The following is a 25,607-nucleotide window of genomic DNA, read 5'->3' as shown; positions in this document are numbered from 1 at the left end:
TGCTCCCTGGAGCTTCATGCTCCTTGTCATTAGAACAGTCGTTAGAAGAAGTCGCTTCTGATGAAGCCGAAGTCCAGCAGCTCTGAGTCCTGCACGGGGGTGAAGTTGTTCACCCGGCCCTTGGCGGTCAGTGGCAGGGGCGGGTCGAGCAGGATGTTGTTCTTGTCGTAACCCTGGCCGATCACCGCGAAGATGATGCCGTTCCAGCCCTTGAGGAAATCGTCGACCTTGTATCGCCTGTGGCCCAGCACCGGATCACCGATGTACACCCAACCTTTGTCGACTTTCTGCATGACCACGAAGTGCTTGTAGCCGCGCACATCCATCAGCACCACGACAGGAATGCGTACGCTGTGCAGGGTTTCAGGCGCCACCCGGTAACCGCGGGCACGCATCCCGAGGCTTTCGACGTAGCGCTTCATGTCGAGCATCGAGAAGCCTTGCGTACGCACAAGGTCCTGGTCGGCGTGGGCCAGCATGCCTTCGATGATCTGATGTTCGTCCACATCCAGCCAGTACGCCTGGCGCAGGATGGTCGCCAGCGCGGCGGCGCCGCAGCTGAAGTCGGTCTTTTGTTGCACCAGGTCGGCGAACTTGCGTTCACGCAAGCTCTGGATCGGTTTGAACACCACAGCGCCGCCCGGCAGGACGGACAGCGGCATTTGTGCAGCTTCGCTCACGCTGGCCAGGCACAGCAAAAACGCCAAGGCGAAAATACGCATGATCGGATGCCTTAGGGTGTGTTGAAGAAAGGCCCCCCGAAGGGGGCCTCAAGCACAGCGGTTAGAACGAAGTGTTGGAGATGGCCAGCGAGTTGCTTTGCTGGTTGCCCACACCGGCTGCTACGTTCACGCCCAGGTTACCGCTGCCACCGTTCACCGAACCGCTAAGGGTTGCAGTGTTGGTAACTGGGTTGGCCCAGCCGGTCGGGGTCAGCACTTGGAAGGACACAGTATTGCTCAAGTCGTAGGCGCTGCTTTCGCTGTAGCTCTTCGAAACGTCGTTCGAGGATTGTTTTGATTGCTCGCCAGACTTCGAGAACTCAGACGCCGAAGCATTCTCGTACGAAGAGTCGTGAGACTTGGTGTACGAAGACTCTTTGGACTTGTCGTACGACGACTGATGCGCCTTGTCGTAGTTGGAGTCGAATGCTTTCTCGAACGACGAGTCGTATGCACTTTCGTGCGACTTGTCGACCGACACATCCAGCGACGCACTCAGCGAGCCATCGAAGGAGCTGGAGTCGGTACGCTCGTGACGGCCATAGTCGGTGGTCCGGGTACGCGAGGCGCTAACGTCAGCGTCCAGCGAAGCTGCCAGGCTGGCGCTGCTCGACGCGCTGTGGCTGCCGCTGGCAGAGCCACTGGCACCCCAGCCGAACGAGCCACTTGCGCTCGAGTTGTGGGAGCCGCTGGCACTGCTGGATTGCGAGCCGCTGGAGTCCCAGCCACTGGAGCCGCTGGAACTGGCGCTTTGCGCACCGGCGAGGCTGAAGCTCGAAGACGAGCTGCGGTCGTCGGTCGAGTTGAAGCTGCCTTCCTTCGAGCTTGAACCGCTGGCCGATTTGGTGATGGTAATCGTATCCACCCGATAGGTGCGGTCGGCGCTGTTGTTTACAATCAGGCCTGGGCCGTCCTGATTGGCCGAAGCCGTGGCAGTGGCGTTACCCAGCGGGGCACCGGTGTTGGCGATGGCCATGGTGTTTTTCTGCTGGTTGAGGTCGCCACCGGCAACGTTGATGCCAATGTTGCCCTCAGCCCCGCTGGCCGAGCCGCTCATCACAGCCGAAGACTGGGTCGAATAGTTGTCGACCCGGTTGTTTCTGCTGGTTTGCACAACGTCAGCTGTGGCACTGGCCATGCCGAACACGAAGCTGTTGTCCAGGCTCGAGTCGGAGCCTGCGTTGGCAATGGCAGCGGCGTTATCTTGCTGGTTGCCGTTACCGGCCGCCACGTTTATGCCAACGTTGCCGCTGGAGCCGGTGCCAGAGTCACTCATCTCGGCTTCGTTGATGGTGCCTTCATTGGAGATGCGGTTGCGAGTGCTGGTTTGGGTGTCCCAGGCATTGGCCGTTGCATACACAGGGATCTTGGTGGGTGGAGGCGTGTGATGACCATTGTTGTGGTGGCCGTTATGGTGGTCATTACGCCGATCATTTTGCCCAGCTTGTACAGCAACAGCCATGACCGCAGCAATTGCGAAAACCAGAGGCTTGATTGCCATCGAGGGTTTCATGGTGATTCTCCGTACGCTATTAGGTTAAGTGTCGTTCTTAACTGCAGGGTCAATCCGCGACCCGGATGCTCAAGGTGTTGGCCATTCGGTTTCCCACCCCGGCACTCTGGTTCAACTGGATCACCCCTCGGCTACCGGTGAAGGCCTGGTCACTGGTAGTGACCTGGCGATAGCCTGCTGGAATGTCAGTTGCTCCTGAGTTGTTGATCAGCGCCACGTTCTGCTGCATGAGGACGCTGTCGTCGATGCTTTGCGGTTGTGCACCAATGCTGATGCTCAGTGCGTTGGCTTGCTGGGTGTTGGCACCTGCGCTCTGGTTGACCCCCAGGGCACCGCTGCCGTTGCTGAAAGCGTTGCCCTGGATGGTCGAGCGGGCGTCCATCGCGGGGTCGGCGGGCGTGTCGAGCCGTTGCCGGATCTGGGTGCTTGCATTGGCTTCGGGGCCGACGGCGATGGCGCGCGCATTGACTTGCTGCTGTTTGTCGCCAGCGGCCTGGTTGACAGAGAGGTTGCCCTGATAGCGGCTGCCGGAGCTGTCGATATCGGCGTTGTTGATGACGGGAACCAGGGATTGCGCAAAGGCCGGTGCAGTGCAAAGGGCGGCCAGCATCAGCAGTGTGCGCTTCATCTCACTTGCCCCCGCCGGTCAGAATCTGCAGCGGCGCGAGGCCACGCTGCACGCTCGAGTTGACCATGTTCGAGATACCGTTACCCGACCCCGTGCCGCGTCCGCCCGCCAAGTTGGGAAGCTGGTTCTGGTTGCCGAGGTTGCCACCCAGGTTGTTGGTCTGCTGGGTGACCAGGTTGCTGATGCCTGCACCGCTGCTGATGCCGGCGAAGTCGCCATCGCTCAGCTCGTTGGTTTGCTTGAGCACGTGGGCAGAAGGGTTGGCATTGACGGTGGTAGGGCTCGGGTCTGGGATCAGAGGGGGGATGGTCGCGTTGCGCACCTGCACATCGCGCTTGATGATGATGATCCCCTTGTCCGCCTGAGCCGTCAGGCTGAGTGACCCCAGTACACAACCCACCAGTAATAGGTGATAGAGGCGTTTGTCACGTTTCCTCACGACGGCAACTCCTTCTTTGAGCGCTGGCCCTGTTCAGCGATGCGAACGACAGAGCAGAAGGTGTGCCGCTTTTTAGAATCTTTTTTAGATCAGATAGTTAGGGCAAGAGGCTGACAAAGTGCGACGCATGCTGTCTCAGGCTTGAAACAGCTTGCTTCGAGCGTTGCCGGCAAAGGCAGCTGTGGCCTTGATTGGAAGGGTTTTTGCAAGTGTGTTTCACGGGCTTGACACTGCCCCCAGGACAGGGGGAAGCCCCGCAATTTCGGGGGCTTTGCCCCACCGGAGTGTGTCAGTGGTTTAACACTCGGTTGGGCATGATGGCGCATCGCTACCAAGCAGCATAGCAACTGATTGCAAGGCCAGCAATTGGCGTTGCGGCCAATTGCCATCGAGTATTTGGTGCGGCTGGTTGTGCCGCCTCAGCCACGCCTGGCTGTCGTCGAAAAAGCGCTGACGATCGCTGAGATCGGGTTGGCAACGCTGACCATCGGCAATCCAGTCCACCCCTTGCGGGCTGAGCAACAGGTGCAGGTCGTAACGCCGTGCCAGCAGTGCCTCTTCCAGCCAGGTTGGGCAGTCGTCGAACAGTGCCTGGCTCCAGAGCATGTTGCTCAGCAGGTGGGTGTCCAGAATTAGCAGCGGGGGCGCCAGCTCACGCGCACGGTCCTCCCATGCCAGTTGCCCGCGGGCGATGGCGGGAATATCGGCGTAGCAGGTGTCACGGCATTGCTGGTCGATGAAATGGCGCACGTACTCGCCCACCACCACGCCACCAAAATGTGCCTGGATCACCCCGCTAAGCCAGCTTTTGCCACTGGATTCTGGGCCGCACAGTACCAGCACTTTCATTGCTTGCTGCGCACTCATGGCTGTACCAACGCCGGGTCGCGGCGCCATTCCAGCCAGCCGCGTACAGCAATGAGGGTGAGCACGGCGAAGAAGCCTGCGGTGAAATACAACTGCTGATGCAGGTATTGGCCCACATAGATGATGTCGACCACCACCCACAGTGGCCAGCACTGCAGGCGTTTCTGCGCCATCCACAGTTGCGCTACCAGGCTGAATCCGGTCAGGGTGGCATCCAGCCAGGGCAGGGCGGCATCGGTCCAGTTGGCCATGGCCGTGCCCAGGGCGGCGCTCAGCAGCACCCCGGTGGCCAGGCCGGTGAACAGTGCCGGGCGTTGCAGGCGGGAGACCTGACGGGCGTCTTCAGCGTGGCCGGGGCGCTTCCATTGCCACCAGCCGTACAGTTGCAGGATGGCGTAGGCCACTTGCAGCAACATGCCCGAGTACAGCTTTACCTCGTAGAACAGCCAGCCATAAATCAGCACCATGACCAGGCCAATTGGCCAGCACCAGGCGTTCTGCTTGACCGTGAGCCAGACAGCGGTTACGCCGAGGAGGGCGGCAATGAGTTCAAGGCCGGACATCGGCGATCCTTGGAGGCTACGGGGAAGGGGCGAGATTGTAGCGGGTCGGCCGGGGAAGGTGTAGGGCGCAGCGGCGGGATACCTGGTTGTAGGAGCGGGTTTACCCGCGAACACCGGCAGCGCCGGTGCCATCCACCGCGTTGCTTCCTTCGCGGGCATGCCCACAAAGGATCGGCGGCGCCTTGATTACCAGCGCCCCGCCGCATCCTGGTCACTCTGCTTCCCCTCCACCCATCCAGTGGTGTGTCAATCAGCTTTGCCGGTGAAGATGACGCGTATCATCACTGACCTTCAGCGGGCTACACGCGCCCTGTGGGAGCGGCCTTGTGTCGCGATTGGGCCGCAAAGCGGCCCCAGGATTTCGGCTTTGATGCGCAGATTGTCGGGGGCCGCTACGCGGCCCTTTCGCGACACAAGGCCGCTCCCACTCGGATCGCGCCAGCTTTCAGAAATTGAGCAAGACAGTTGCTCCCACAGGTGCAGCGCAGGCTTGAAGGTCACTCGATACCTGCTGGAGCAGGCATGCCCGCTCCCACAAAGGGCTTGTTCTCAGACCCGGAACTGCCGCAACAACTGCTCCAGCTCTTCGCTCAACCGCCCCAATGCCACCCCGGCATCGCTGGACTGACGCGCTGCATCGGCGGTCTGCTGCGACAACCCGGCAGTATCCAGCACATTGCGGTTGATCTCTTCGACCACATGCGACTGCTGCAAGGTAGCGCTGGCAATGGAGGCATTCAATGCGGTGAGGTTGTTCAGCACCTGGTTGATGGCGTCCAGGCTGGCGCCGGCCTCGCGGGCTTGTTCGACAGTCTGGCGTGATGCCTCGCTGCTGGTGTCTATGGCCTTGACCGCAGCGTCCGACTGACTCTGCAGGTGCTCGATCATGGTATGAATCTCGGCCGTCGATTGTGCTGTACGCTGGGCCAGCAGGCGCACCTCGTCGGCGACCACGGCAAAGCCTCGGCCTTGCTCGCCAGCCCGTGCAGCCTCGATGGCGGCATTCAGCGCCAGCAGGTTGGTCTGTTCGGCAATGGAACGAATCACGTCCAGCACGCCACCGATGCGCGTGCTGTGGCCGGCCAGGTCGCGGATTACCTGTACGGCCTCATCGATGGTCAGCGACAGGCGGTCGATCTGCGCCAGGCTGCCGTGGATGGCCTGCTGGCCGTGCGTCACCTGTTGTTGTGCCGTGCGCATTTCTCCGGCGGCCTGTTCAGCGGTCTTGGCCACGTCCTGCACGGCGTAGGTCACCTCATTGACTGCAGTGGCCACCTGGTCCATCTGCAACGATTGCTGGGCACTGCGCTGTTGTGCGGCACCCGCATTGTCACCGACGTGCCCGGCGGACTGGGCCAATGCGTGGGCCGCGCCTTGCAGCTGGCCGACGACACCTTGCAGTTTGCCGTTGAAGCGGTTGAAGTGCTCGCCCAGGTGGGTGATCTCGTCGCTGCCATGGGTGTCCAGGCGCCGGGTCAGGTCGCTTTCGCCGCTGGCGATGTTGCCCATCGCCTGCACCGCTTCCTGCAGCGGGCGGGCGATGCTGCGGGCGATCAGCATGACCACCAGCGCCATCAGCAGGGCAATGCCCACGCCAACCAGCGAAGCGTCGCGCAACTGGCGAGCGAATTCGGCCTGCACGTCATCGACGTACACGCCCGAACCGATGATCCAGCCCCACGGCTTGAACAACTGAATATACGAGGTCTTGGCTACCGGCTCACTGGCGCCGGGCTTGGGCCAGCGATAGTTGACCGGGCCGGCGTCCTGCTGGCGGGCAAGGGCGACCATTTCGTTGAACACCGCGAAACCATCGGGGTCGCGGATGGCTGAAAGGTCCTGGCCGTCGAGCTTGGGGTTGGCCGGATGCATGATCATCTTCGGCCCCAGGTCGTTGATCCAGAAATAGTCGTCATGGTCGTAGCGCAGCGCGCGCACTACCTGCAGCGCCTGTTGCTGGGCGGTTTCGCGGCTGAGCGTGCCGGCAGCTTCCAGGCCTTGGTAATAGGCCAGCACACCCGCGGCGGTTTGCACCACATGGCGGGTTTTCTCTGCCTTGGCCTGGTACAGGTCGCCATGGATCTGCCGCAGCATCAGCAGGCCCAGTACCACCAGCATGGCCACTGCCACCACAAGGATCAGCCACAGGCGCTGACTGATTGACATCGATCTCAGAGTGTTCATCCATCAGCTCCCGCATTGTTCTTTTTATTGAGGTGCATCGAAGCATGCTTTGCAGCGAGCCCACACCCGACTAATGGCTAAGTGCTATGTTGGTGATAGTCTGCAACGGGTCAGGTAAAGCGATTGCCAGGGGGCTCTGTCAGGATTTCGGCCGCGCAAGATGAAACCTTTAACAGGCATGAACTTTTCCGCTGGCGTTGCGCCCAACAGACGCTGTAAAACAGCCGGGCCGTGTAAGGCAATTTCAAGCAAATCAAGAACAAGGGGCCTGCGACAAGCAGAGCTCCATCCGGGGGAATGATGGATTTTTGGACTGCCTTCCAGGCAATCATCTTAGGCGTGGTTGAAGGGCTGACGGAGTTTCTGCCGATCTCCAGTACCGGTCACCAGATTATCGTCGCCGACCTGATCGGTTTTGGCGGCGAACGGGCCATGGCTTTTAACATCATCATTCAGCTGGCGGCGATCCTGGCGGTGGTGTGGGAGTTTCGCAGCAAGATTTTCGAAGTGGTCTTCGGCCTGACCCACCAGCCCAAGGCGCGCCGCTTCACGGGCAACCTGTTGCTGGCGTTCATGCCGGCGGTGGTCCTGGGTGTGCTGTTCGCCGACCTTATTCACGAATACCTTTTCAACCCCGTCACCGTGGCGGCGGCTTTGGTGGTGGGGGGCGTCATCATGCTCTGGGCCGAGCGCCGTGAGCACCGCGTGCAGGTGGACCATGTGGACGACATGCGCTGGAGCCATGCGCTGAAAATAGGCTTCATCCAGTGCCTGGCGATGATCCCGGGCACGTCGCGCTCCGGTTCGACCATTATCGGTGGCCTGCTGTTCGGCCTGTCGCGCAAGGCAGCGACCGAGTTCTCGTTCTTCCTGGCAATGCCGACCATGGTCGGTGCGGCGGTATATTCGGGCTACAAATACCGTGACTTGTTCCAGCCCGGCGATCTGCCGGTGTTCGCGCTCGGCTTCGTGACCTCGTTCATCTTCGCCATGATTGCCGTACGGGCGTTGCTCAAGTTCATTGCCAACCATAGCTACGCGGCATTTGCCTGGTATCGCATTGTGTTCGGCCTGTTCATTCTGGCGACCTGGCAGTTCGGTTGGGTCGACTGGTCCACGGCACATGGCTGAGGCGCTGCGTGGGCAACGGGCTGAAGGCGTGCGCAATGTGCGCCTGAAGCTGCTGCTGTTGGGCGTGCTTTGCCTGTTGCCCGGCCTGGGGGCGGCGCGCATGGCCTGGAACGATCAGGCCTGGTGGCCGTTGGCGTTGTACCCGGCCATGAGCCTGATCAGCCTGTTGCTGTATTGGCAGGACAAGCAGCAGGCACGTAACCAGGCCTGGCGTACACCCGAGAAAGTGCTGCATGCCAGCGAGTTGCTCGGTGGTTGGCCGGGGGCGCTGTTGGCGCAGCAGCTGTTTCGGCACAAGACCCGCAAGGTGTCGTTCCAGTTGGTGTGCTGGGGGATTGTGCTGCTGCACCAGGTGTTCTGGGCAGACTGGCTGTTTCTTGACGGGCGTTATCTGCCCCTTGGTTGATGTGCAGTTGTGCCGGCCTCTTTGCGGGTAATGCCGCGAAAGGGCCGGTACAGGTAGATCACATGACCAACCCCACCTGCAACCGCTTGGGCAACCGACGCACGACCAGCTGGTGCGACCGCTGCAACACATCACACAGTTCATCACGCCCCATGGGGTAGGGCGGCGCCATGCTGACCCATCGCGCCCGCGCCAGGTACGGCGCCGGCCGTATCCCGGGGCGATCGCAATAACCCAGAAACAGCTCGTCGGCTACCTTGAACGACAACCCGGCACCCGCCAGGTCGAGCACCGCGAACATCTTGTTTTCTGCCACCGAAAACACTCGGATGCCGCCCCATTTGTAGTCTTCCCGCGCCCCCGGCAGGCTCAGACAAAATGCCGCCACCTGGGCCTCGCTCATCTTCCGTTCAGACATACCGCTCTCCACAAGCCTCGAATGACGCCGCCAGGTGATCGATCCACACTCGGACCGCAGGCAGCAGGCCGCGCCGGTGTGGGTAAACCGCCTGCAGGTAGCCACCCGGCAGCGACCAGTCTGGCAGCAGGCGCACCAGTTCGCCGCGTTCCAGTTCCTCTTCACAGAACATGCTGGGCAGCGCAGTGAACCCCAGCCCGGCACGTACAGCAGCGTTACGTACTACGAAATCATCGATCGCCAAGCGTGGCTCCAGCGCTATTTCCTGCTGCTTGCCATGGGGGCCGAACAGGCGGAAGTGTACCAGCCGGTCCGCTTCGGCTGCGCCCAGCACGGGCAATGATGCCAGCTCGCCCGGTTCGCGAATGTGGTCGGCAAAACCGGGTGCAGCCACCAGTTGCATTTGTGCCTGGCGCAGGCGGCGGGTGACCAGGGCCGGGTCTTCGTCGCCCAGGTCGCGTACGCGCAACGCTACGTCAATGCCTTCGGAAATCAGGTCGACCCGGCGGTTGAGCAATACCATGTCCAGTTGCACCAGCGGGTACTGCTCGAGAAAGCGGCTGATCACATCCGGCAGGAAGGCGTGTGCCAGTGCCACCGGGCAGGAAACCCGCAAACGCCCGCGCGGTTCACTGCTCATGCTGGCCACGGTTTCGTCGGCGGCTTCGGCCTCCAGCAGCATGGCCTGACAATGATGCAAGTAACGTTCACCTACTGCGGTGAGCTTGAGTTGCCGTGTGGTGCGCTGCAACAGGCGTGTGCCCAGGCGTTCTTCAAGCTCGGCGATACGCCGCGACAGGCGCGACTTGGGGATACCCAGCTGGCGCCCGGCGGCGGCGAATCCGCCGGCTTCGACGACGCGCGCGAAGTAGAAGAGGTCGTTGAGGTCTTGCATGGGCATGTCTCACTGTTCCATCTGTGGGACAAACTAACGCATTTTTGCTGACTTATCAGCTATTGATCACTTCGATAGGATTCTCCCCATCGTGATCGCCCACAGATGCGGTCTTCACTCACAGGAGAGTCCCATGAAACTGTTGCACATCGATTCGAGCATCCTGGGCGACAATTCCGCCTCGCGTCAGCTGAGCCGCGAAGTGGTCGAAGCCTGGAAGGCTGCAGACCCAAGCGTTGAGGTGGTTTACCGCGACCTGGCTGCCGATGCCATTGCCCACTTCTCCGCCGCCACCCTGGTCGCTGCAGGCACCCCTGAAGACGTACGCGACGCGGCCCAGGCTTTCGAAGCCAAGCTGAGCGCCGAGACGCTCGAAGAGTTTCTGGCTGCCGATGCCGTGGTGATTGGCGCGCCAATGTACAACTTCACCGTGCCGACCCAGCTAAAAGCCTGGATTGACCGTGTGGCCGTCGCCGGCAAGACCTTCAGCTACACCGAAGCCGGCCCGCAAGGCCTGTGCGGCAACAAGAAAGTGGTGCTGGTTTCCACTGCGGGTGGCCTGCACGCTGGCCAGCCGACTGGCGCCGGGCATGAAGACTTCCTGAAAGTGTTCCTGGGCTTCATTGGTATTACCGACCTGGAAATCGTCCGGGCCCACGGCCTGGCCTATGGCCCGGAGCAGCGCAGCCAGGCGATCGATGCTGCACAGGCGCAGATTGCCAACGAGCTGTTTGCGGCTGCCTGATCAAGGGAGCGGTTGGTTGCAAGCGTGGCCCTGTCGAGGGACAAGGCCACCCCAACCCGTAGAAGCGTTCAGGCTACCGGAATAAGCGGATCAGCGGCTGCCAAGGCTGCTGCACGGTCAGCCGCTGGCGGATAAATCCACACTGAATTGATCTGGCGCTTCAGCGCCTTGGCTTCGGCCTTGTCCTCCGGTGGCGACACCTCACGGTCCCATCCTTCGGTATACACCGCACCCCAAGCCCCCAGGTCCAGGCAGGTCACGTACTTGGGCTGGCTGTAAGCCATCTGTGCCACGCCAATCAGCTCGGCCGCGGCATTGTTGCCTGCGTGGCGCCCCAGCGCAATCGCATGCTGGCACGACATCATTGCAGGGTTGCCAAGCGCGTCACAGGTGGCGTAAGCCACGTCTCCAGCTGCATACACGGCATCATTGCCCTTGACCTTCAGGTTGCCATCGACATGCAAACGGCCGCGATTGTCGCGCTCGCCGCTGATCTGTTCGGTGAGCGGGTTGGCCTTGAAGCCAACCGTCCGGACCACCGTGCTGGCGTCGATACGCTGGCCGTTGTCCAGCTGCACACCGGCAGGGTCTACCGAAACTACTGTGGCACCGCAAACCCACTCCACGCCCAGGGCCTCGCATGCCTGCTCGATGGCTGGGCGGATGCCGTCACCCAAGGCTGCGCCAATCCTGGCGCCGCGGTCGATTACCACTACGCGCAACGCGGCGTCTTCACCCAGTATCGCGCGCAAGCGGGCCGGCAATTCGGTGGCCGTCTCGATGCCGGTAAAACCGCCCCCGGCTACCACCACGGTATTGCGTGCCGGCGTGTTCGGCAGGCTGGCCAGTGACTTCAGGTGGGTTTCCAGGCGTGCGGCGCTGTCGAGCTTGTCGACGTCGAAGGCATGCTCGATGCCGACCATGTCAGGGCGCTCGAGCTCACTGCCGCAGGCCATGATCAGACGGTCGTAGGGCAAGGTGCAGCGAGTGCCGCTGCGGGTGCGATAGCCCACGCGGCGGGCCGCTTCATCGATGTGGTATGCCGTGCCCTCCACGAAACGGACATTGACAGCGTCGAACAGCGCCTGCAGGGGTGCGGCCAGGGTATGCACGTCTGGCTCATAGAAGCGCGGACGCACATGCAGCTCAGCCTGGGGCGCGAGCAAGGTGACCTCGACGCCCTTGCTGCCGTTGAGGTCAAGCTGGCGGATGGCGCTGAGTGCGCTCCACAGGCCGGCAAAGCCCGCACCAATGATCAGGATCTGCTTCATGGTTGTGCTCCTTTGAAGTTCGGTGGACAAGGTAGACCGTATTGCCGGTCAACGGTGTTACCAGTGCTTGCCGGAGTGCTTCAGAATGTTGGCGGCGTGATCACCCAGATCACCACGGCATCCACCTCACCGGGGTTGCCGTAGCGATGGGGCTCCTGGCTCGAGAAGCTGAAGCTGTCGCCTTCACTCAGCTGGAAATGCCGCTCGCCTACCCACAGTTCAAACGTGCCACTGAGCAGGTAACCGGCTTCTTCGCCGTCGTGGCTGTAGCTTTGCTGGCTGTAGGTACCTGGCGGGAAACGTGAGTGCAGCATCTCCAGCTGGCGGTTGGGCTGGGGGGTGAGCAGTTGATCAACGATGCCATCTTCGTAATGCACGCTCAGGCGGCTGTTGCGCCGCACCACAAAGCCTTGGTCTTCGGGCGCGGTGGTGGCTTCGCTGGCGAAGAACCACTGGATGGTCACGCCCAGGCTGCGGGCGATATTGAACAGCGCCGGGATCGACGGGTAGGAGAGGTTGCGCTCCAGCTGGCTGATGTAGCCTGCGGTCAGTTCACTGTGTGCGGCCAGCTCCGCCAAGGTCATGCCGCGGCGCTTGCGCAGGCCGCGGATGCGGGTGCCGAGGAACTGCGGCGCGGCGCCCCCGGGTTCGCTGGCGGTGGGCTGGGAGGGTTGGCTCATGCGCGTCGGTCCATCGCAAAAGCCGCAGTATGTACAGCCTCAGAGTGCCCAGGCAACCGTCAGGCCATCGTGAATCGCTTCTTCGGCTGTGCGCGGCGCCAGGCAGTCGCCAATCCGCCGTACGTCCACCACACCTGCCAGTTCAGTGGCCAGGTGGTCTTGCGGTAGATGCCCCATGCACAGCACCAGGGTGTCGATGCCTTCGAAGATCATCGGATCGCCGCTGGCGGTGTGCTGCAGATACACCGTGTTGTCGTCGCTGCCATACAGGCGTGCGTATGGGGTGACAGGGATACCCAGGCGATGCAGCTCGCCGGCCAGTTGGTCACGTACATAAAGCGGCAGGCTCTCGCCGCAATGAGTGCCGTTGACCGCCAACTGGACCTGATGACCTTCGCGCACCAGGCGTTCGGCGATACCGGGGCCGATCCAGTCACAGCGCCAGTCGATCACCAGCACCGAACGCCCCGGTTTCACCTCATTGCGCAGCACTTGCCAGGCGTCCACTACCTGAAGCTCGCCGGTACGCTCGAACGCCGGCCAGTAGGGGGTGGCGCCGGTAGCGGCAATGACCAGATCAGGGCGCTCACGTTCGACCAGCGCGCGGTCGACCCGGGTGTTGCGCACCACTTCTACACCTGCCAGGGCCATTTCCCGTTGAAGGTTGGTGCTGGCACCCCCGAACTCGCTACGCCGTGGCAGTAGCTGGGCCAGCAGCACCTGCCCACCGAGCTGCGGGCCCGCCTCGTACAGCGTGACCTGGTGCCCGCGCGCGGCGGCCACGGCGGCGGCCTTCATGCCGGCAGGCCCGCCGCCGGCGACCATTATGCGCTTGGGCGAGGAAGTGGGCGTGAGGTGCCCGTACTGCAACTCACGCCCGGTTTCCGGGCGCTGGATGCAGGAAATGGGCAAACCACGATGGAAATGGCCGATGCATGCCTGGTTGCAGGCGATGCAGGCGCGCACGTCTTCGACCTGGCCGCGTTCGGTCTTGCCTGGCATCGACGGATCGCAGATCAGCGCCCGGGTCATGCCGCACACATCAGCCTGGCCGCGGGCCAGGATCAGCTCGGCTTCCTGGGGCTGGTTGATGCGCCCGGTGACGAACAGGGGGATAGCCAGCTGTTGCTTGAAGGTGCCAGCCTCGCGGGCCAGGTACGCCGGTTCGATGGCCATCGGCGGCACGATATGGACCGCGCCCCCCAGCGAGGCCGAGGTACCGGCGACGATATGCAGGTAGTCGAGCTGGCCCTGCAAGGCCACGGCAGCAGCCAGTGACTCGTCTTCACTCAGGCCCTGGCTGTCGCGCTCGTCAGCGCTGATGCGCAGGCCAATGATGAATTGCTCATCGGTGGCGGCGCGCACTGCGGCCAGCACTTCGCGCAAGAACCTCAGGCGCTGATCCAGGTCACCGTTGTAGCCATCGCTGCGTACGTTCACACGCGGGTTGAGAAACTGCGCGGGCAGGTAGCCATGGCTGGCCACCACCTCGACGCCATCCAGCCCGGCCTGGTGCAGGCGGCGGGCGGCGCTGGCGTAGCCCTGGACGATTTCGTCGATCATTGCCTGGTCCAGCGCCCGTGGCATCACCCGGAAGCGCTCATTGGGCACCGCAGAGGCCGAGTAGGCTACCGCCAACAGGCCGTCTGCCGATTCCATGATCTCCCGCCCGGGGTGAAACAGTTGCGACAGCACCACGGTGCCGTGCGCGTGGCAGGCCTCGGCAAGCTGCCGGTAGCCATCGATGCAGGCATCGTCAGTGGCCATTAGCACATGCGAGGTGTAACGGGCACTGTCGTGCACCCCGGCGACCTGCAGCACGATCAGGCCAACGCCGCCGGCAGCGCGGTCGCGCTGGTAGGCGATCAGTTTGTCGTTGACCAGGTTGTCGGTGGGCAGGCAGGTGTCGTGCCCGGTGGACATGATGCGGTTTTTCAAACGTTTGCCGCGGATCTGCAAGGGCTCGAACAGGTGTGGGAAGGCGGTCTGCATACAGGCGGCTCCGGTACGGTGTTGTTATTTTTCTATCAAAGTGTAGCGATAGTAAAAAATCAACTTGTTTTTTTACTGGTGTCTGTCTAGGTTTTCCTCACTCGCATGGCGAGGGTGTGACCTCAAAACAACAAGAAAACGGGCCCGTCGGGCACCGCCAGGAGGAAACTACGATGCAGCTATATCCACGTGTGACCGGCCTTTGTGCAGCCTTGCTGGCCCTTGGCCTGGGCACTGCGCAAGCTGCGCAGCAGATGGTTGTGGTCGGTTATGGCGGCGCGGGCCAGAAGGCCCAGGATGAGGCGATTTTCAAGCCCTTCGTCGCCCAGGACGGCAGCCAGCTGATCCAGAGTGAATACAACGGTGAAATGGCGCGGATCCAGGTCATGGCAGACACCGGCAACGTCGATTGGGATGTGGTGCAGATCGAAGGCCCTGACTTGATGCGCGGCTGCGACGAGGGGATCTACGAGCACCTGGACTGGCAGCGCCTGGGCCATGCCGCCGAACTGATCCCGGCAGCCGCACAGGATTGTGGATCGGCCGCGCTGGTCTGGAGCGTGGCTATTGCCTACGACCGCAGCAAGCTGGCCCAGGCGCCGGCGTCGTGGGCCGACTTCTGGGACGTCGACAAGTACCCTGGCAAGCGCGGCCTGCGCAAACGTGCGGTGTACAACCTGGAATTCGCGCTGTTGGCTGACGGGGTCAAGGTCGAGGACGTATACCGGGTATTGTCCACGCCGGCAGGTGTCGAGCGGGCCTTCGCCAAACTCAGTGAACTCAAACCCCATATCCAGTGGTGGGACGCCGGCGCTCAACCCGCGCAATGGCTGGCAGCCGGTGACGTGGTGATGACCTCCACCTACAGCGGACGAATTGCGGTGGCGGCGCAGCAGGGCAGCCCGTTGGCCGTGGTATGGCCTGGCAGCCTGTACGGTATGGACTATTGGGCGATCATCAAAGGCTCGCGGCATGTCGACCAGGCCAAGCGGCTGATTGCCTATGCCAATCAGCCGGATACCCAGGTGCGGTATGTACAACAAATCCCCTATGGGCCAACCAATACCCAAGCCGCGGCCAGGCTTGACCCGGCGCTGGCCAACTGGGTACCCACTTCGCCACAGAACCTGCAAGGGGCGCTGGCCATGAACGTGGAATTCTGGGTCGATCATGGCGAAGAACTGGAGCAACGCTTCAACGCCTGGGCCAGCAAATAGGGCTCAGTAAAGGGGCAACAAGATGACTGAAACGGAACTAAGCCTGCGTCGGGAGCTGGCTGCCTGCTACCGGCTGATCGCACACTTTCGCATGAGCGATCTCATCTTCACGCATATCTCCCTGCGCCTGCCTGGGCCGGAGCACCATTTCCTGATCAACCCGTATGGCCTGCTCTTCGAGGAGATCACAGCGTCCAGCCTGGTGAAGATCGACCTGCAGGGGCGGCCGGTGGGGGCTGCCCGTCACCCGGTCAACCCGGCCGGGTTCGTCATTCACAGTGCCATTCACGCTGCCCGCGAGGATGCCCAGTGCGTGCTGCACACCCACACCCGCGCAGGTTGCGCGGTGGCCGCACTGGAATGTGGCCTGCTGCCGGTCAACCAGATGTCCATGGAGTTTTACGGCAATGTGGCTTACCACGCCTACGAGGGCGTCGCGCTGGACATGGATGAACAGCAACGGCTGGTGGCCGACCTGGGCAACAAGCCGGTGATGATGCTGCGCAACCATGGCCTGTTGACCACGGGGCGCAGTGTGGCTGAAGCCTTCTTGCGCATGTACTACCTGGAGAAGGCTTGCGAGATCCAGTTGGCGGCGCAAAGTGCTGGGCAACTGATATTGCCGACGACCGACGTGTGCGTGCGTACCGAACGGCAGTTCAACGCGCCGGAGAGAGGGTTGAAGCAGGGGGAACTGACCGACCCGGATGCGCTGCAATTGGCGTGGGCGGCGTTGTTGCGAATGTTGGAAAAGGTGGCGCCTGGTTATCAGGATTGAACCTGTGCTTGCTGATTTGGCAGTTAGTCGTCCAAACGACAGCGGGCAGACGGAACAGTCACTGTAGTGCAACCATTGGTTTCAACTGTGCTGGTCCCTTCTCAAGGAATACCGTTATGCTGTAACGAAATATGTCTAAAAAGCCTGCAGAAGGAAGTCGCAATGCCACTCAAGGACCTGCTTATCGCCCTGGTGGTGATTGTCGCCTGGGGCGTCAACTTTGTGGTCATCAAGGTTGGCCTCGACGGGCTGCCACCGATGTTGCTGGGGGCATTGCGTTTCTTGCTGGTGGCGTTTCCGGCGATCTTGCTGGTCAGGCGGCCCAAACTGCCGTGGCGCTGGCTGATCGCTTACGGTGCGACCATTTCACTGGGCCAGTTCGCGTTCCTGTTTCAGGCCATGTACAGCGGCATGCCGCCAGGATTGGCTTCGTTGATCCTGCAGTCGCAAGCCTTCTTCACCCTCGGTTTTGCGGCGTTGTTTCTCGGTGAGCGGCTGCGCCTGGCCAGCGTGCTGGGGCTGCTGGTGGCGGCCGGCGGCCTGGCACTGATCGGCAGCGAAGACGGCGGCCATGTGCCCATGCTGGCGTTGGTGCTGACCCTGTGTGGCGGTGCAATGTGGGGCCTGGGCAACATCATTACCCGGCGGTTCGGCTCGGTCGACCTGGTCGCGTTGGTGATCTGGGGTGGGCTGATCCCGCCACTGCCATTCCTGGCACTGTCCTGGTGGCTGGAAGGCCCCGAGCGCATTGGCCATGCCTTGGCCAATATCAGTTGGAGTTCGGTGCTGGCCCTGGCGTATTTGGCCTTTGTGGCCACCATGCTCGGTTACAGCCTGTGGAGTAAGTTGCTGTCGCGTCACCCGGCAGGCAAAGTGGCGCCGTTCTCGCTGTTGGTACCGGTGATTGGCCTGAGTTCGTCGGCGTTGCTGCTGGGAGAGCGCCTGACCGCTACGCAGGGCTGGGGCGCATTGTTGGTGATGGCCGGCCTGCTGGTGAATGTATTCGGTGCGCGCATCGGTCAGCGTTTGCGGGCTGCCAACGCGTAAAGCGCTTAAATCCGCCGACCTGCGCTCTGTTAGAATCGGCCTCTTTTTGCCAGGCCAACGGAGCGCATCCATGATCATTTCCACCACCAGCCAGCTCGAAGGCCGCCCGATTGCCGAATACCTGGGCGTGGTCAGTTCCGAATCGGTGCAGGGCATCAACTTCGTGCGCGATTTCTTTACACGGTTTCGCGACTTTTTCGGTGGCCGCTCACAAACCCTGGAAAGCGCGCTGCGCGAGGCCCGGGAGCAGGCCACTGAAGAACTCAAGGCCCGGGCACGACAGTTGCAAGCCGATGCGGTAGTGGGGGTGGATTTTGAGATCAGCATGCCGTCGGTACAGGGCGGCATGGTCGTGGTATTTGCCACCGGCACGGCAGTACGCCTGAAGTAAAGCCTTTTGCCATTGGTCGGCTGCAAGGTTCTTGTCCGGTCGGTCCGCAAATGACCAGCTAGTCTCACTTTCACAGGCCGCGTTTCCTGGGCAACTTGTCTGGTTGCCGACGCGACCGCCACTGGAGGGAGACTGGGCATGAGCGAATCCTTTTTCGAAGACCTGAACGACACGTTCCCGATCAACAGCCAGGTGCGTTGCGGCCAGGCGGCATTTCGCCTGGGTTTCGCCCACATGACGCTGGATGATTCCGAACAGCTCCAGCCTGCACATTTGCAGCGCAGCAAAAAAGGCCGCTTCATGCCGCGGGTACCGCTCAAGAAGTGATCCCGCGTCTGCACACACCCCGCCCAACGGCGGGGTTTTTATTGCCATTCGTTGATCCGCCTCATGGTATTGCCCGGTAGCGCTCGCCGGATGGCCCGGCCTGTGGTTTTCTGACGCGGCATTCCAGCAACGGAGGATTGAATGCTCATGCGAGTCAGGGAAGAAACCTATTGGCAGTGGGCCGACGCACATTTGCACAGCCGCTGCCACGACGAAGCACTCAGCGACGGCACCACACTGGACGTGCAGGTGCGCTTGTCGCGCCTGGGGGCGACGCAGCTGTTTCTGGGGTTGTACGCCGGGGATGGGCGGGCGTTGCTGGAAGAGTATTACCCTGCGCTGCCGGGCGAGACCATGACCCGTGCGCTGGTGTGGGGTGTCGACCGCGCCCGGGCGATGGCAACAGGCGCCTTGCCTTTGCCGGAAACCCGTCTGCAGCGGCGCCAGGCATGAAAAAGCCCGGCCTATGCGGGCCGGGCTCTGGTAAGGGTGCGAACCCTCAATTTAGCGGTTCGATCACCTTGACTGCCTGCTGCTCACGGGCAGCGGGCCATTCTTGTTGCAGGGTCTGCAGCACGCGGCCAACGAATTCAGTGTCGGCGGCGGCTTTCTTGCCGACGTAGCCTTGGCCACGGCGGTAGACCTTGAAGCGGGCACGCATGCTGGGCAGGTGCTCTTCAAATTCATCTTCGACGGTGTTCGGTGGCAGGCGGTCGAGGCGCACTTCACCGGTTTGGCTAACCCACAGCAAATGGTCGTCAAGGCTGTCCTTGCGCACGGCGAACAGCTGGGCCAATTGGTCGATAGTCGGATTGTTGTTCAAGTTCATCATAAAGCCCCCATTACCCATTCATAGGTGATTTTCACAGTTGGCGCTATCACGGTGTAGCGCACTACCAAGGCTGCTACAGCAGCATCGCAACAGGGGCTTTCTCACGCTGCCTTTTGGACAGTTTCCCTCTCCACGGACGGCCTGCGTTACCGCGCAGGCCGTCTGGAACACCCTTGCCACCGCTCCCGATCGGGGAGACGGCTTCATCATGCCCAAGCGCGATGAACGGCGTCAACCATTTTGTAGTGAATATTTTTGCTCACTACATTCTGTCGTTTTGTCCGACAATCAACGTGAGCGTTATAAGCCGGAAAGGATGTCGAAGGCGGCTTGCACCCGCGCCTGGTTGGGGTAATTCCGATTGGCCAGCAGCACGACTGCCAGCTGTTCTGCCGGCACGAACGCGGCGTACGCGCCGAAGCCGTTGGTGGCGCCGGTCTTGTTGTACCAGGCTGCCGGTAGCGCGGGCAGGGCCGGCTGCAAGCGAGTGGTGGCCTGCGGTTCGCGGATCAGCCGTGGGCTGTTGCCATCGATCAGTGTGCTCAGCGTGACCGGGTAGGGGTAGCGTTCCCAGCCCAGGCCTTGCGTCATGCCGCCAACCTGGAAATAGCCCTGCTGGGTAATGGCGGTGGCTTTCACCAGGGCCGGTGGCAGGCCCTGCGGCTGCATGTGCAACCGCACATAGCGCAGCAGGTCGCTGGCGCTGGTTTTGATGCCGTAGGCCTCATCGGCGTAGGGGCCGGGCCCTACACGCACCGGCTTGTCGTCGGCGTCATACCCTTGGGCATAAAGCCCCTGGGCGCTGGCCGGAACCTGAAGGTAAGTATTTTTCAGGCCCATCTTCGTCAGCAGGCCCTCACTCATCAGCGTGGAAAACGGTTCATGCTGCGCACGGGCAGCCAGGTCACCGAACAACCCCAGGCTGGGGTTGGAGTAGCAGCGCTGGGTGCCGGGTTTGGCGCGAGGTTGCCAGTGGCGGAAGAAATCGACTACCTGCTGCGGTGTTTGCACGGTGTCGGGGAACTGCAGTGGCAGGCAGTCGGCGCTATAAGCGCCCAGTTCCAGCACCTTCGCGTCGCCGATGGGGACGCCGGCCAGTGCCGGGTGATAGCGCTTGGCCGGGGCCTCGAGGTCAAGCTTGCCCTCGGCGCTGGCAAGCGCGGCCAGGGTGGCAGTGTAGGTCTTGCTCAGCGAACCGATTTCGAACAGCGTATCGCGGCTGACCGGTACGTTGTCGGCCTTGCTGGCCACACCGTAACTGAAGTAATGCGCGTGGTCGCGTGCATAGATGGCCACAGCCATGCCGGTGATGCCTTGTTCCTGCATGAGCGGGCGGATGATCTGGTCGACCTTGGCCTGTAACTGGTCGTCGGCCTGGACGCTGGCATGGCCCAAGGCAAGGGTAATGGCGGCTGCAAGTGCAGCCAGACGTGGGCGGAGCATGGTGAGTCCTTTTTGTGGAACGTGTCCGTTGAGCGATACCGCTCGGGGTTCCGGCGTTAGCGACGGAGAGCCAAAGACCTTATCGTCTGCCCAGCCACCATGACAAGATGGATACAGTGATGAAGTATTTGCGCATGTTATTTGACAATTTCACCTTGGCCTTGCTCGGTGTAGTACTCATCGCCACCGTGCTGCCTTGCGCGGGCGATGGCGCGGTGTATTTCGGCTGGCTGACCAACCTGGCCATCGGCCTGTTGTTCTTCCTGCATGGCGCCAAACTGTCCCGTGAAGCCATCATTGCCGGTGCCGGGCACTGGCGCCTGCACCTACTGGTGTTCTCCTGTACTTTCGTATTGTTCCCATTGCTGGGCCTGGCGTTCAAACCCCTGTTCGTACCGCTGGTGGGTAACGAGCTTTACCTGGGCATCCTGTACCTGTGTGCCTTGCCTGCAACCGTGCAGTCGGCCATTGCCTTTACCTCGCTGGCCCGCGGTAACGTGCCGGCCGCCATCTGCAGCGCGGCGGCCTCCAGCCTGCTGGGTATCTTCCTCACCCCGTTGCTGGTGATGTTGCTGCTGGGTGCCAGTGGTGATACAGGTTCCGGCCTGGATGCGGTGTTGAAGATCACGTTGCAGCTGCTGGTGCCGTTCGTTGCCGGGCAGGTCGCGCGACGCTGGATCGGTGCCTGGGTCAAGCACAATGCGCGCTGGCTCAAGGTGGTGGACCAGGGTTCGATCCTGCTGGTGGTGTACACCGCCTTCAGTGAGGCCGTGGTTACCGGGCTGTGGCACACCGTATCGCCGCAGCACCTGGCGGGGTTGTTCGTAGTGTGCGCAATTCTGCTGGCAGTGGTGCTGTTTGGCACACGCATGCTTGGCAAGGCGCTGGGCTTCGACCTTGAGGATCGCATCACCATCCTGTTTGCCGGTTCCAAGAAAAGCCTGGCCACGGGGGTGCCCATGGCCCAGGTGTTGTTCGTGGGCAGTGGCATTGGCGCGATGATCTTGCCGCTGATGCTGTTCCACCAGATACAGCTGATGGTGTGTGCTGTGCTGGCGCAGCGTTATGCAAGCCGCGAGCAGGAGGTGGAGGCTTCGGCGGTGTCGTGAGCGCCTTTGCGTTCCCATTAGATACACTGTTGGCGGTCAAGCTTTTCTGCGGTGCTCAGAGCTGAAAAGCTTGGTCGTATTAAATGGTTGATGGCCGCGAAGAGGCCGTGCCTGCTGGCCAATTTCCACCCGCCGTTCACCGTTGCAGCCGCCGCCGTATTCGCGGGTAAACCCGCTCCTACAAAGTCACCACAGTTCTGAAGTGTTGTGGCTTACCTGTGGGGGCGGTGTCATGCCCTCAGTCTTGCAGCCGTTCCGGGCTGTTGAAGTTGCTTAGCCGGCGATCGCTCTCGGCGCACTCCAGCCCTTGCACCGCCTCGCGCAGCAAGGCCTTCTGCAAACTCCGCTCACCCGCTGCCCAGGCCTGCTCCAGCACCGGCAACACCCGCTTGGGCAGCACGCTGAACATCGGCTGCCAAAAACCACCCTGACGCACCATTGCCGCGCTGTTACCGGCCACTGCCAGCCGCAGCAGGTCTTCGATCAAGTCGCGATCAACCAGGGGGGCATCGCAGGCCAGCAACACCACCCACGCATGACGTGCCACCTTGAGCCCGGCAATCACCCCCGCCAGCGGCCCGGGGAAGTCGGCTTCTGCATCGCCCACCCACTGGTCGGCGTATGCTCGGTAAGCCGCCTGGTTGCGATTGCAGGAAATCACCAAGTCGTCGCTCAGTGGCCGCACCGCGCGATGAACATGTGCAATTAACGGCTCGCCTTGCCAGTCCACCAGGCCCTTGTCACGGCCGCCCATGCGCTGGCCGCGGCCACCGGCGAGAACGAGGATTGAGCAGGGGGGGAGTGCATCAGGCATGAAAAAGGGTTCCGGGCAGTCATTGCCGGGAACCCTCCCATTTCACGCGGGGCTTGTCCAGTCAGCTTTCGCGGGGCACGGGTTGCCCGTCGCTGTCATGCGCCTGGCGTCGCTGTGACAGGCGCATCACCACCACGAAGAACACCGGCACGAACACCACCGCCAGCGTGGCGCTGAGCATGCCGCCGATCACCCCGGTGCCAATCGCCTGCTGGCTGGCAGAGCTTGCGCCGCTGGCGATGGCCAGTGGAACCACGCCGAGAATGAACGCCAGCGAAGTCATCACGATCGGCCGCAGGCGCAGGCGGGCCGCTTGCACGGCGGCGTCGACGGCGTCCACGCCCTGGTCTACCAGATGCTTGGCAAACTCGATGATCAGGATGGCGTTCTTCGCCGACAGGCCGATCAGGGTAATCAGGCCAACCTTGAAGAACACGTCGTTGGGCATGCCGCGCAAGGTCACCGCCAGCACCGCACCGAGCACACCGAGCGGAACGACCAGCAGCACCGCAGTCGGGATCGACCAGCTTTCGTACAGCGCAGCCAGGCACAGGAACACCACCAGCAGCGACAGCGCCATCAGCAGGGGGGCCTGGCTACCGGACAGCCGCTCCTGCAGTGACAAGCCGGTCCATTCCAGGCCGGTACCGGCCGGTAGCTGCGCCACCAGCCGCTCGACTTCGGCCATGGCTTCGCCCGAGCTGTAGCCGGCGGCTGGCTCGCCAGAGATCGACACCGCCGGGTAACCGTTGTAACGGGTCAGTTGCACCGGGCCGCTGACCCACCTGGCCTGAACGAACGCACCCAGTGGCACCATCTTGCCGCTGTCGTTGCGCACGTGAATGTTCAGCAAGTCTTCAACCTGGCTGCGCTGGTCACCTTCGGCCTGCACCACCACCCGCTGCATACGGCCCTGGTTGGGGAAATCGTTGACGTAGCTGGAGCCTACGGCCACGTCCAGCACCGTGCCGATATCGGCAAACGACACGCCCAGTGCATTAGCCTGGCGGCGGTCGATTTCCAGTTGCACCTGCGGGCTTTCCGCCAGCGAGGCTTCGCGCACGTTGGTCAGCACCTTGCTTTTGCTGGCGCTTTCGAGCAACTGGTCACGGGCTGCCATCAGCTCGGCGTGGCCCATGCCGCCACGGTCCTGAAGGCGAAATTCGAAACCGGTAGACTCACCGAGCCCGTCGATGGGGGGCGGCAGCACCGAATAGGCTATCGCGTCCTTGAGCTGGGTGAAGGCCATGGTCGCGCGGTCGGCGATCGACTGGGCGCTGTCGTCGGCGCTGCGCTCGGACCAGTCCTTGAGGGTGGTGAAGGCCAGCGCCGCGTTCTGCCCGCTACCGGAGAAGCTGAAGCCGAGGATCAAGGTGGTGTTGCCCACGCCTGGTTCTTCGGCGTTGTGCGCCTCGATCTGCGCGGCTACCTGTTCGGTGCGCATGCGGCTGGCGCCCGGCGGCAGTTGAATGTCGGTAATGGTGTAGCCCTGGTCTTCGGTGGGCAGGAACGCCGTAGGCAGCTGGCTGAAACCGTAGCCCAGCACCGCCAGCAGCACCGCGTACACCAGCAGGTAGCGGCCGCTGCGCTTGAGCGCCTGCACCACCCAGCGCTGGTAGCCGTTGCTCATGCGTTCGAAGCGGCGATTGAACCAGCCGAAGAAGCCTTTGCGTTCATGGTGCTCGCCCTTGGCCACGGGTTTGAGCAGGGTGGCGCACAATGCCGGGGTCAAGCTGAGGGCGAGAAACGCCGAGAACAGGATCGACACCGCCATCGACAGCGAGAACTGCTGGTAGATCACCCCCACCGAGCCTTGCATGAAGGCCATAGGCAGGAATACCGCCACCAGCACCAGCGTGATGCCGACGATTGCACCGCTGATCTGGCCCATGGCCTTGCGTGTGGCGTCCTTGGGCGGCAAGCCTTCTTCGGCCATGATGCGTTCGACGTTCTCCACCACCACAATGGCATCGTCGACCAGAATGCCGATGGCCAGTACCATGCCGAACAGTGTCAGCACATTGACCGAGAAACCCATGGCCAGCATCACGGCGAAGGTGCCCATCAATGCCACTGGCACGACCAGGGTCGGGATCAGCGTGTAGCGCAGGTTCTGCAGGAACAGGAACATGACTGCGAACACCAGCAGCATGGCTTCGAACAGGGTGTTGATGACCTGCTCGATCGACACCTTGACGAACGGCGAGGTGTCGTAGGGGATGTCGTACTTGACGCCTTCCGGGAAGTAGCGCGCCAGGTCCTGCATCTTCGCCCGCACCAGGGTAGCGGTTTCCATGGCGTTGGCGCCGGGTGACAACTGCACGCTGAAGGCCGTGGCCGGTTTGCCGTTCAGGCGCGTGCCGTACTGGTATTCCTGGGCGCCGATTTCAACCCGGGCGACATCCCCGATGGTGACCGTGGAGCCGTCCGGGTTGGCACGCAGGACAATGGCAGCAAACTCTTCGGGGCTGCTCAACTGGCCTTTGACCACCACGTTGGCGGTGATTTCCTGGGTGCTGCGGCTGGGCAGATCGCCGATGCTGCCAGGGGCCACCTGGGCGTTCTGCGCGGCGATGGCTTCGGCCACATCGTTGGGCGTGAGGTTGAAACCGATCAGCTTGCGCGGGTCGATCCAGATGCGCATGGCCCGTTCGGAGCCATACAACTGGGCCTTGCCGACGCCCTTGAGGCGGCGGATTTCGTCCATCACGTTACGTGCAAGGATGTCCGACAGCGCGGTTTCATCGAGCTTGCCGTCTTCGGAGGTGAGGGTGGCCAAAAGCAGAAAGCCGGTGGACACTTTCTCCACCTGCAGGCCTTGCTGGGTGACCGGGCGTGGCAGGCGCGACTCGACCACCTTCAGGCGGTTCTGCACGTCGACCTGGGCCAGGTCCGGGTGGGTGCCCGGGGCGAAGGTGGCGGTGATGGTGGCGCTGCCCAGGCTGCTCTGCGACTCGAAGTACAGCAGGCTGTCGGCGCCATTGAGCTCTTGCTCGATCAGGCTGACCACGCTTTCGTCCATGGTCGCCGCCGAGGCGCCTGGGTACACGGCGTAGATTTCTACCTGCGGCGGTGCCACGTTGGGGTACTGGGCCACCGGCAGCTGCGGGATGGCCAGCGCGCCGGCCAGCAGGATGAACAGTGCGACCACCCAGGCGAATACCGGGCGATCGATGAAGAATTGTGGCATGAATC

Annotated in this window: 26 protein-coding genes and 1 pseudogene; 10 read left to right on the top strand and 17 right to left on the bottom strand. The window is 62.3% G+C overall.

What is annotated here, in order from left to right; all coding sequences use genetic code 11:
• Positions 1-41: 41 nt before the first annotated feature.
• From V6093_RS05555 to mcpP, 8 genes and pseudogenes are all read right to left on the bottom strand, one after another.
• A complete protein-coding gene (locus tag V6093_RS05555; protein ID WP_003253917.1) occupies positions 42-722 on the bottom strand; it encodes a C39 family peptidase in 681 nt (226 codons plus the stop codon).
• 61 nt (positions 723-783) lie between these two features.
• The gene (locus tag V6093_RS05550) at positions 784-2,235 is read right to left on the bottom strand and encodes a hypothetical protein (RefSeq protein WP_047605155.1); all 1,452 of its coding nucleotides are present in this window, start codon (positions 2,233-2,235) and stop codon (positions 784-786) included.
• A gap of 49 nt (positions 2,236-2,284) precedes the next feature.
• A complete protein-coding gene (locus V6093_RS05545; RefSeq protein ID WP_010953763.1) occupies positions 2,285-2,863 on the bottom strand; it encodes a hypothetical protein in 579 nt (192 codons plus the stop codon).
• 1 nt (position 2,864) lies between these two features.
• The gene (locus V6093_RS05540) at positions 2,865-3,302 is read right to left on the bottom strand and encodes a hypothetical protein (RefSeq protein ID WP_003253914.1); all 438 of its coding nucleotides are present in this window, start codon (positions 3,300-3,302) and stop codon (positions 2,865-2,867) included.
• 297 nt (positions 3,303-3,599) lie between these two features.
• Positions 3,600-4,169, bottom strand: coding sequence for an AAA family ATPase (locus tag V6093_RS05535; protein WP_047605156.1), 570 nt, complete (start codon positions 4,167-4,169; stop codon positions 3,600-3,602).
• Complete coding sequence (gene pnuC / locus V6093_RS05530; protein ID WP_047605157.1) at positions 4,166-4,732, bottom strand: nicotinamide riboside transporter PnuC; 567 nt, start codon at positions 4,730-4,732, stop codon at positions 4,166-4,168. Before pnuC ends, V6093_RS05535 begins: the two co-directional genes overlap by 4 nt.
• Before the next feature lie 549 nt (positions 4,733-5,281).
• Positions 5,282-6,016 (bottom strand): methyl-accepting chemotaxis protein, encoded by a 735-nt coding sequence (locus V6093_RS05525; RefSeq protein WP_404940839.1) that lies wholly within the window; start codon positions 6,014-6,016, stop codon positions 5,282-5,284.
• 138 nt (positions 6,017-6,154) lie between these two features.
• Positions 6,155-6,826, bottom strand: a pseudogene (mcpP, locus tag V6093_RS05520) (methyl-accepting chemotaxis protein McpP); the annotation flags it as partial.
• Positions 6,827-7,216: 390 nt separating this feature from the next.
• On the opposite strand from mcpP, the gene V6093_RS05515 reads away from it, so the two are divergent.
• Together V6093_RS05515 and V6093_RS05510 are read left to right on the top strand one after the other, a co-directional pair.
• Complete coding sequence (locus V6093_RS05515; protein WP_026031837.1) at positions 7,217-8,047, top strand: undecaprenyl-diphosphate phosphatase; 831 nt, start codon at positions 7,217-7,219, stop codon at positions 8,045-8,047.
• Positions 8,040-8,453: a DUF1294 domain-containing protein gene (locus V6093_RS05510; protein WP_003253909.1), complete on the top strand. Its 414-nt coding sequence runs from the start codon at positions 8,040-8,042 to the stop codon at positions 8,451-8,453. Before V6093_RS05515 ends, V6093_RS05510 begins: the two co-directional genes overlap by 8 nt.
• 58 nt (positions 8,454-8,511) lie before the next feature.
• On the opposite strand, the gene V6093_RS05505 is transcribed toward V6093_RS05510, so the two are convergent.
• Together V6093_RS05505 and V6093_RS05500 are read right to left on the bottom strand one after the other, a co-directional pair.
• Positions 8,512-8,871 (bottom strand): MmcQ/YjbR family DNA-binding protein, encoded by a 360-nt coding sequence (locus V6093_RS05505; protein WP_012052560.1) that lies wholly within the window; start codon positions 8,869-8,871, stop codon positions 8,512-8,514.
• Positions 8,864-9,766: a LysR substrate-binding domain-containing protein gene (locus V6093_RS05500; protein ID WP_003253907.1), complete on the bottom strand. Its 903-nt coding sequence runs from the start codon at positions 9,764-9,766 to the stop codon at positions 8,864-8,866. The genes V6093_RS05505 and V6093_RS05500 overlap by 8 nt, the downstream gene beginning before the upstream one ends.
• Before the next feature lie 133 nt (positions 9,767-9,899).
• On the opposite strand from V6093_RS05500, the gene V6093_RS05495 reads away from it, so the two are divergent.
• Positions 9,900-10,511 (top strand): FMN-dependent NADH-azoreductase, encoded by a 612-nt coding sequence (locus V6093_RS05495; protein WP_003253906.1) that lies wholly within the window; start codon positions 9,900-9,902, stop codon positions 10,509-10,511.
• Between the two features lie 68 nt (positions 10,512-10,579).
• On the opposite strand, the gene V6093_RS05490 is transcribed toward V6093_RS05495, so the two are convergent.
• The 3 genes from V6093_RS05490 to V6093_RS05480 all read right to left on the bottom strand — a co-directional run bounded on the left by V6093_RS05490 (position 10,580) and on the right by V6093_RS05480 (position 14,454).
• Entirely contained in the window at positions 10,580-11,782 is a 1,203-nt protein-coding gene (locus V6093_RS05490) for an NAD(P)/FAD-dependent oxidoreductase (protein WP_406669732.1), read from the bottom strand.
• Positions 11,783-11,862: 80 nt separating this feature from the next.
• Positions 11,863-12,462, bottom strand: coding sequence for a helix-turn-helix domain-containing protein (locus V6093_RS05485; protein WP_108078432.1), 600 nt, complete (start codon positions 12,460-12,462; stop codon positions 11,863-11,865).
• 39 nt (positions 12,463-12,501) lie between these two features.
• Complete coding sequence (locus tag V6093_RS05480) at positions 12,502-14,454, bottom strand: FAD-dependent oxidoreductase (protein WP_108078431.1); 1,953 nt, start codon at positions 14,452-14,454, stop codon at positions 12,502-12,504.
• A 173-nt stretch (positions 14,455-14,627) separates the two neighbouring features.
• Here V6093_RS05480 and V6093_RS05475 point away from each other — a divergent pair, with 173 nt between their 5' ends.
• The 6 genes from V6093_RS05475 (at position 14,628) to V6093_RS05450 (ending at position 18,667) form a co-directional block, all read left to right on the top strand.
• Positions 14,628-15,671: an ABC transporter substrate-binding protein gene (locus V6093_RS05475; RefSeq protein WP_003253902.1), complete on the top strand. Its 1,044-nt coding sequence runs from the start codon at positions 14,628-14,630 to the stop codon at positions 15,669-15,671.
• Positions 15,672-15,693: 22 nt separating this feature from the next.
• Complete coding sequence (locus tag V6093_RS05470; RefSeq protein WP_047605190.1) at positions 15,694-16,449, top strand: class II aldolase/adducin family protein; 756 nt, start codon at positions 15,694-15,696, stop codon at positions 16,447-16,449.
• Positions 16,450-16,611: 162 nt separating this feature from the next.
• The gene (locus tag V6093_RS05465) at positions 16,612-17,496 is read left to right on the top strand and encodes an EamA family transporter (RefSeq protein ID WP_003253899.1); all 885 of its coding nucleotides are present in this window, start codon (positions 16,612-16,614) and stop codon (positions 17,494-17,496) included.
• A gap of 70 nt (positions 17,497-17,566) precedes the next feature.
• Positions 17,567-17,887, top strand: a complete 321-nt coding sequence (locus V6093_RS05460; protein WP_003253898.1) for a YbjQ family protein — start codon at positions 17,567-17,569, stop codon at positions 17,885-17,887.
• 138 nt (positions 17,888-18,025) lie between these two features.
• Complete coding sequence (locus tag V6093_RS05455; protein ID WP_406669731.1) at positions 18,026-18,214, top strand: hypothetical protein; 189 nt, start codon at positions 18,026-18,028, stop codon at positions 18,212-18,214.
• 141 nt (positions 18,215-18,355) lie between these two features.
• Positions 18,356-18,667: a hypothetical protein gene (locus V6093_RS05450; RefSeq protein ID WP_014591259.1), complete on the top strand. Its 312-nt coding sequence runs from the start codon at positions 18,356-18,358 to the stop codon at positions 18,665-18,667.
• 46 nt (positions 18,668-18,713) lie between these two features.
• Here the strand turns inward: V6093_RS05450 and V6093_RS05445 are convergent, their stop codons facing one another.
• Complete coding sequence (locus tag V6093_RS05445; protein WP_003253895.1) at positions 18,714-19,046, bottom strand: hypothetical protein; 333 nt, start codon at positions 19,044-19,046, stop codon at positions 18,714-18,716.
• 300 nt (positions 19,047-19,346) lie between these two features.
• Entirely contained in the window at positions 19,347-20,489 is a 1,143-nt protein-coding gene (ampC, locus tag V6093_RS05440) for a class C beta-lactamase (RefSeq protein WP_406669730.1), read from the bottom strand.
• A gap of 107 nt (positions 20,490-20,596) precedes the next feature.
• On the opposite strand from ampC, the gene V6093_RS05435 reads away from it, so the two are divergent.
• Entirely contained in the window at positions 20,597-21,598 is a 1,002-nt protein-coding gene (locus V6093_RS05435; RefSeq protein ID WP_108078430.1) for a bile acid:sodium symporter family protein, read from the top strand.
• Between the two features lie 238 nt (positions 21,599-21,836).
• On the opposite strand, the gene mobA is transcribed toward V6093_RS05435, so the two are convergent.
• Positions 21,837-22,412, bottom strand: a complete 576-nt coding sequence (gene mobA, locus V6093_RS05430) for a molybdenum cofactor guanylyltransferase MobA (protein ID WP_004577474.1) — start codon at positions 22,410-22,412, stop codon at positions 21,837-21,839.
• 61 nt (positions 22,413-22,473) lie between these two features.
• Positions 22,474-25,602 carry an efflux RND transporter permease subunit gene (locus V6093_RS05425; RefSeq protein WP_047605193.1) on the bottom strand — a complete coding sequence of 1,043 codons (3,129 nt, stop codon included), beginning with the start codon at positions 25,600-25,602 and terminating at the stop codon, positions 22,474-22,476.
• Positions 25,603-25,607: the final 5 nt, after the last annotated feature.

Source organism: Pseudomonas putida group bacterium ESBL64, assembly GCF_045277175.1.
Lineage (GTDB): Bacteria > Pseudomonadota > Gammaproteobacteria > Pseudomonadales > Pseudomonadaceae > Aquipseudomonas > Aquipseudomonas alloputida.
This window is presented reverse-complemented; position numbering and strand designations above follow the sequence as displayed.

What these genes read in the sequence shown, in the direction of transcription:
- V6093_RS05555 (WP_003253917.1), bottom strand. Translation starts at nt 722, where the DNA reads ATGCGTATTTTCGCCTTGGCGTTTTTGCTGTGCCTGGCCAGCGTGAGC.
- ampC (WP_406669730.1), bottom strand. Translation starts at nt 20,489, where the DNA reads ATGCTCCGCCCACGTCTGGCTGCACTTGCAGCCGCCATTACCCTTGCC.
- V6093_RS05505 (WP_012052560.1), bottom strand. Translation starts at nt 8,871, where the DNA reads ATGTCTGAACGGAAGATGAGCGAGGCCCAGGTGGCGGCATTTTGTCTG.
- V6093_RS05450 (WP_014591259.1), top strand. Translation starts at nt 18,356, where the DNA reads ATGCTCATGCGAGTCAGGGAAGAAACCTATTGGCAGTGGGCCGACGCA.
- V6093_RS05460 (WP_003253898.1), top strand. Translation starts at nt 17,567, where the DNA reads ATGATCATTTCCACCACCAGCCAGCTCGAAGGCCGCCCGATTGCCGAA.
- V6093_RS05435 (WP_108078430.1), top strand. Translation starts at nt 20,597, where the DNA reads ATGGATACAGTGATGAAGTATTTGCGCATGTTATTTGACAATTTCACC.
- V6093_RS05495 (WP_003253906.1), top strand. Translation starts at nt 9,900, where the DNA reads ATGAAACTGTTGCACATCGATTCGAGCATCCTGGGCGACAATTCCGCC.
- V6093_RS05490 (WP_406669732.1), bottom strand. Translation starts at nt 11,782, where the DNA reads ATGAAGCAGATCCTGATCATTGGTGCGGGCTTTGCCGGCCTGTGGAGC.
- V6093_RS05545 (WP_010953763.1), bottom strand. Translation starts at nt 2,863, where the DNA reads ATGAAGCGCACACTGCTGATGCTGGCCGCCCTTTGCACTGCACCGGCC.
- V6093_RS05425 (WP_047605193.1), bottom strand. Translation starts at nt 25,602, where the DNA reads ATGCCACAATTCTTCATCGATCGCCCGGTATTCGCCTGGGTGGTCGCA.
- V6093_RS05535 (WP_047605156.1), bottom strand. Translation starts at nt 4,169, where the DNA reads ATGAGTGCGCAGCAAGCAATGAAAGTGCTGGTACTGTGCGGCCCAGAA.
- V6093_RS05550 (WP_047605155.1), bottom strand. Translation starts at nt 2,235, where the DNA reads ATGAAACCCTCGATGGCAATCAAGCCTCTGGTTTTCGCAATTGCTGCG.
- V6093_RS05500 (WP_003253907.1), bottom strand. Translation starts at nt 9,766, where the DNA reads ATGCAAGACCTCAACGACCTCTTCTACTTCGCGCGCGTCGTCGAAGCC.
- V6093_RS05455 (WP_406669731.1), top strand. Translation starts at nt 18,026, where the DNA reads ATGAGCGAATCCTTTTTCGAAGACCTGAACGACACGTTCCCGATCAAC.
- mobA (WP_004577474.1), bottom strand. Translation starts at nt 22,412, where the DNA reads ATGCCTGATGCACTCCCCCCCTGCTCAATCCTCGTTCTCGCCGGTGGC.
- V6093_RS05465 (WP_003253899.1), top strand. Translation starts at nt 16,612, where the DNA reads ATGCCACTCAAGGACCTGCTTATCGCCCTGGTGGTGATTGTCGCCTGG.
- V6093_RS05480 (WP_108078431.1), bottom strand. Translation starts at nt 14,454, where the DNA reads ATGCAGACCGCCTTCCCACACCTGTTCGAGCCCTTGCAGATCCGCGGC.
- V6093_RS05475 (WP_003253902.1), top strand. Translation starts at nt 14,628, where the DNA reads ATGCAGCTATATCCACGTGTGACCGGCCTTTGTGCAGCCTTGCTGGCC.
- V6093_RS05470 (WP_047605190.1), top strand. Translation starts at nt 15,694, where the DNA reads ATGACTGAAACGGAACTAAGCCTGCGTCGGGAGCTGGCTGCCTGCTAC.
- V6093_RS05445 (WP_003253895.1), bottom strand. Translation starts at nt 19,046, where the DNA reads ATGATGAACTTGAACAACAATCCGACTATCGACCAATTGGCCCAGCTG.
- V6093_RS05510 (WP_003253909.1), top strand. Translation starts at nt 8,040, where the DNA reads ATGGCTGAGGCGCTGCGTGGGCAACGGGCTGAAGGCGTGCGCAATGTG.
- V6093_RS05525 (WP_404940839.1), bottom strand. Translation starts at nt 6,016, where the DNA reads ATGGACCAGGTGGCCACTGCAGTCAATGAGGTGACCTACGCCGTGCAG.
- V6093_RS05485 (WP_108078432.1), bottom strand. Translation starts at nt 12,462, where the DNA reads ATGAGCCAACCCTCCCAGCCCACCGCCAGCGAACCCGGGGGCGCCGCG.
- pnuC (WP_047605157.1), bottom strand. Translation starts at nt 4,732, where the DNA reads ATGTCCGGCCTTGAACTCATTGCCGCCCTCCTCGGCGTAACCGCTGTC.
- V6093_RS05515 (WP_026031837.1), top strand. Translation starts at nt 7,217, where the DNA reads ATGGATTTTTGGACTGCCTTCCAGGCAATCATCTTAGGCGTGGTTGAA.